The 5,266-nt window shown below is 55.8% G+C and carries 3 rRNA genes; all 3 read left to right on the top strand.

The features are described 5' to 3' along the window. Nucleotides 1-16: 16 nt before the first annotated feature. The 3 genes from TU34_RS22035 (at nt 17) to rrf (ending at nt 5,259) form a co-directional block, all read left to right on the top strand. Nucleotides 17-1,532, top strand: a 16S ribosomal RNA gene (locus TU34_RS22035). Between the two features lie 337 nt (nt 1,533-1,869). After that, nucleotides 1,870-5,008, top strand: a 23S ribosomal RNA gene (locus tag TU34_RS22040). 134 nt (nt 5,009-5,142) lie between these two features. Next, nucleotides 5,143-5,259, top strand: a 5S ribosomal RNA gene (rrf, locus tag TU34_RS22045). The 16S, 23S and 5S rRNA genes sit together here, the layout of an rRNA operon. The last annotated feature ends 7 nt before the right edge of the window (nt 5,260-5,266 follow it).

A 5,266-nucleotide genomic window follows, 5' to 3' on the forward strand; every position in this document is an offset into this window, starting at 1 on the left:
TGTTTTTCTCTGGTTTTTCATGGAGAGTTTGATCCTGGCTCAGGACGAACGCTGGCGGCGTGCTTAACACATGCAAGTCGAACGGAAAGGCCCTTCGGGGTACTCGAGTGGCGAACGGGTGAGTAACACGTGGGTGATCTGCCTCGTACTTTGGGATAAGCCTGGGAAACTGGGTCTAATACCGAATATGACCTCTGGATGCATGTCTGGTGGTGGAAAGTTTTTCGGTACGAGATGGGCCCGCGGCCTATCAGCTTGTTGGTGGGGTAATGGCCTACCAAGGCGACGACGGGTAGCCGGCCTGAGAGGGCGACCGGCCACACTGGGACTGAGACACGGCCCAGACTCCTACGGGAGGCAGCAGTGGGGAATATTGCACAATGGGCGCAAGCCTGATGCAGCGACGCCGCGTGAGGGATGACGGCCTTCGGGTTGTAAACCTCTTTCACCAGGGACGAAGAGTGATTGACGGTACCTGGAGAAGAAGCACCGGCCAACTACGTGCCAGCAGCCGCGGTAATACGTAGGGTGCGAGCGTTGTCCGGAATTACTGGGCGTAAAGAGCTCGTAGGCGGTTTGTCGCGTCGTTCGTGAAATCTTGATGCTTAACATCAAGCGTGCGGGCGATACGGGCAGACTTGAGTACTACAGGGGAGACTGGAATTCCTGGTGTAGCGGTGAAATGCGCAGATATCAGGAGGAACACCGGTGGCGAAGGCGGGTCTCTGGGTAGTAACTGACGCTGAGGAGCGAAAGCGTGGGTAGCGAACAGGATTAGATACCCTGGTAGTCCACGCCGTAAACGGTGGGTACTAGGTGTGGGTTCCTTTTCACGGGATCCGTGCCGTAGCTAACGCATTAAGTACCCCGCCTGGGGAGTACGGCCGCAAGGCTAAAACTCAAAGGAATTGACGGGGGCCCGCACAAGCGGCGGAGCATGTGGATTAATTCGATGCAACGCGAAGAACCTTACCTGGGTTTGACATACACCAGAAAGCTGTAGAGATACAGCCCCCCTTGTGGTTGGTGTACAGGTGGTGCATGGCTGTCGTCAGCTCGTGTCGTGAGATGTTGGGTTAAGTCCCGCAACGAGCGCAACCCTTGTCCTGTATTGCCAGCGGGTTATGCCGGGGACTTGCAGGAGACTGCCGGGGTCAACTCGGAGGAAGGTGGGGATGACGTCAAGTCATCATGCCCCTTATGTCCAGGGCTTCACACATGCTACAATGGCCGGTACAGAGGGCTGCGATACCGTGAGGTGGAGCGAATCCCTTAAAGCCGGTCTCAGTTCGGATCGGGGTCTGCAACTCGACCCCGTGAAGTCGGAGTCGCTAGTAATCGCAGATCAGCAACGCTGCGGTGAATACGTTCCCGGGCCTTGTACACACCGCCCGTCACGTCATGAAAGTCGGTAACACCCGAAGCCGGTGGCCTAACCCTTGTGGAGGGAGCTGTCGAAGGTGGGATCGGCGATTGGGACGAAGTCGTAACAAGGTAGCCGTACCGGAAGGTGCGGCTGGATCACCTCCTTTCTAAGGAGCAAACAACATGCCTGTTTCGTGGCCGTTTGTGTCACGGTGGGTGTTTGTTCATTGGGTGAAACATAAACAAGCGTCTGCTGCTACAACATCAGGTTGTGGTGGTGGGGGTGTCGTGCCTGGGTGACTGGGTGCGGGGTCAACACACTATTGGGTCCTGAGAGAACACACGTTCTTTCTGATGCTCATCATTGCGCTGCCCTGGAAGCAGCACTGTGTGGCCGGCTTTGGTTGGTTGCGGGGTGTGGGGTGTGTGGGTGGTGGGTGTGTGTTGTTTGAGAATTGCACAGTGGATGCGAGCATCTTTATTTTTTGAATGTTTTGTAGGTTGTTGTAAGTGTGTAAGGGCGTACGGTGGATGCCTTGGTACCAGGAGCCGATGAAGGACGTGGTAGGCCGCGATAGGCCTCGGGGAGCTGTCAAACGAGCTGTGATCCGAGGGTGTCCGAATGGGGAAACCCAGCACCCGTGATGGGGTGTTACCCACTGCTGAATGTATAGGCGGTGTGGAGGGAACGTGGGGAAGTGAAACATCTCAGTACCCACAGGAAGAGAAAACAACAGTGATTCCGTGAGTAGTGGCGAGCGAAAGCGGAAGAGGCTAAACCATGCAGATGTGATACCCGGCAGGGGTTGTCTGTGTGGGGTCGTGGGGTTCATCTTCTCAGTGCTGCCGTGCTGGGGGTGAGTAAAAAAATCACATGCTAGGTGAAGTGGCCTGGAATGGTCTGCCGTAGACGGTGAGAGTCCGGTAGCTGAAAGTGTGTGGTCTCACTTGATGGGTTCCCAAGTAGCAGCGGGCCCGTGAAATCTGCTGTGAATCTGCCGGGACCACCCGGTAAGCCTGAATACTCCCTGGTGACCGATAGCGGACTAGTACCGTGAGGGAAAGGTGAAAAGTACCCCGGGAGGGGAGTGAAATAGTACCTGAAACCGTGCGCCTACAATCCGTCAGAGCCGTTGGGTCCTTTGGTGGGCCGGTGGTGATGGCGTGCCTTTTGAAGAATGAGCCTGCGAGTTAGTGGCACGTCGCGAGGTTAACCCGTTGTGGGGTAGCCGTAGCGAAAGCGAGTCTGAATAGGGCGACCTTCAGTGGCGTGTTCTAGACCCGAAGCGGAGTGATCTACCCATGGCCAGGGTGAAGCGTCGGTAAGACGACGTGGAGGCCCGAACCCACTTCAGTTGAAAATGGAGGGGATGAGTTGTGGGTAGGGGTGAAAGGCCAATCAAACTCCGTGATAGCTGGTTCTCCCCGAAATGCATTTAGGTGCAGCGTCGCATGTTTCTCACTGGAGGTAGAGCTACTGGATGGCGGATGGGCCCTACAAGGTTACTGATGTCAGCCAAACTCCGAATGCCAGTGAGTGAGAGTGCGGCAGTGAGACTGCGGGCGATAAGGTTCGTAGTCGAGAGGGAAACAGCCCAGATCGCCGGCTAAGGCCCCTAAGCGTGTACTAAGTGGAAAAGGATGTGGGGTCGCGAAGACAACCAGGAGGTTGGCTTAGAAGCAGCCACCCTTGAAAGAGTGCGTAATAGCTCACTGGTCAAGTGATCCTGCGCCGACAATGTAGCGGGGCTCAAGTACACCGCCGAAGCCGCGGCACTCACACAAGACACTCCAGCGGATCTACGGGTCTGTTGGTGGTGGTGTGGGTGGGTAGGGGAGCGTCCTGCACCCAGGGAAGCCACGGAGTGATCCAGTGGTGGAGGGTGTGGGAGTGAGAATGCAGGCATGAGTAGCGAAAGCGAAGTGAGAAACTTCGCCGCCGAATGATCAAGGGTTCCTGGGCCAGGCTAATCCGCCCAGGGTGAGTCGGGACCTAAGGCGAGGCCGACAGGCGTAGTCGATGGACAACGGGTTGATATTCCCGTACCCGTGTTTCCGCGCCCGTGATGAATCACATGTACTAACCATCCAAAACCGCCGAGAAGACCTTCGGGTCTCGAGTGTGGGGCTGCATGGGACCTTGTGTGGTAGTAGTCAAGCGATGGGGTGACGCAGGAAGGTAGTGGGGCCAGTCAGTGGTTGTACTGGTGTAAGCCTGTAGGGCGAACGGTAGGCAAATCCGCCGTTCACATAGCCTGAGAGGTGATGCGTAGCCGATTGAGGCGAATTCCATGATCCTATGCTGCCGAGAAAAGCCTCTAGCGAGTGGTGACACGGCCCGTACCCCAAACCAACACAGGTGATCAGGTAGAGAATACTAAGGCGATCGAGAGAACTGTGGTTAAGGAACTCGGCAAAATACCCCCGTAACTTCGGGAGAAGGGGGGCCATTGCTGGTGACGACTTTTGCGGTCTGAGCTGGTGGTGGTCGCAGAGACCAGAGAGAAGCGACTGTTTACTAAAAACACAGGTCCGTGCGAAGTCGTAAGACGATGTATACGGACTGACGCCTGCCCGGTGCTGGAAGGTTAAGAGGACCGGTTAATCCTTCGGGGTGAAGCTGAGAATTTAAGCCCCAGTAAACGGCGGTGGTAACTATAACCATCCTAAGGTAGCGAAATTCCTTGTCGGGTAAGTTCCGACCTGCACGAATGGCGTAACGACTTCTCTGCTGTCTCAACCACAGACTCGGCGAAATTGCAGTACGAGTAAAGATGCTCGTTACGCGCGGCAGGACGAAAAGACCCCGGGACCTTCACTATAGTTTGGTATTGGTGTTCGGTTCGGTTTGTGTAGGATAGGTGGGAGACTGTGAAACCCGCACGCCAGTGTGGGTGGAGTCGTTGTTGAAATACCACTCTGATCGTATTGGATACCTCAACCTCGGACCATGATCTGGTTCAGGGACAGTGCCTGATGGGTAGTTTAACTGGGGCGGTTGCCTCCCAAAATGTAACGGAGGCGCCCAAAGGTTCCCTCAGCCTGGTTGGCAATCAGGTGTTGAGTGTAAGTGCACAAGGGAGCTTGACTGTGAGACGGACATGTCGAGCAGGGACGAAAGTCGGGACTAGTGATCCGGCACCGGCAAGTGGAAGCGGTGTCGCTCAACGGATAAAAGGTACCCCGGGGATAACAGGCTGATCTTCCCCAAGAGTCCATATCGACGGGATGGTTTGGCACCTCGATGTCGGCTCGTCGCATCCTGGGGCTGGAGTAGGTCCCAAGGGTTGGGCTGTTCGCCCATTAAAGCGGCACGCGAGCTGGGTTTAGAACGTCGTGAGACAGTTCGGTCTCTATCCGCCGCGCGCGTAAGAAACTTGAGGAAACCTGTCCCTAGTACGAGAGGACCGGGACGGACGAACCTCTGGTGTGCCAGTTGTTCCACCAGGAGCACGGCTGGTTAGCTACGTTCGGAAGGGATAACCGCTGAAAGCATCTAAGCGGGAAGCCTGTTCCAAGATGAGGTTTCTCACCACCATTGCGTGGTTAAGGCCCCCCACAGACCATGGGGTTGATAGGCCAGAACTGGAAGCCCAGTAATGGGTGTAGGTGACTGGTACTAATCGGCCGAGGACTTACAACACATAAAACCCGCAAACAGTTTTCAACTGATACAAGCGTGTTACGCATCCACTGTGCAATATCTGAAACAACACACGACCCCGATAAAGGATCGTGACCACCCCACCACATCGGGGTGTGACGGTTTCACATTGTTACGGCGGCTATAGCGGAGGGGAAACGCCCGGCCCCATTCCGAACCCGGAAGCTAAGCCCTCCAGCGCCAATGGTACTGCACCCTAATCAGTGTGGGAGAGTAGGACACCGCCGAACACAACTT

This window comes from Williamsia herbipolensis (assembly GCF_000964005.1).
In the GTDB taxonomy this organism is placed as follows: Bacteria; Actinomycetota; Actinomycetes; order Mycobacteriales; family Mycobacteriaceae; genus Williamsia_A; species Williamsia_A herbipolensis.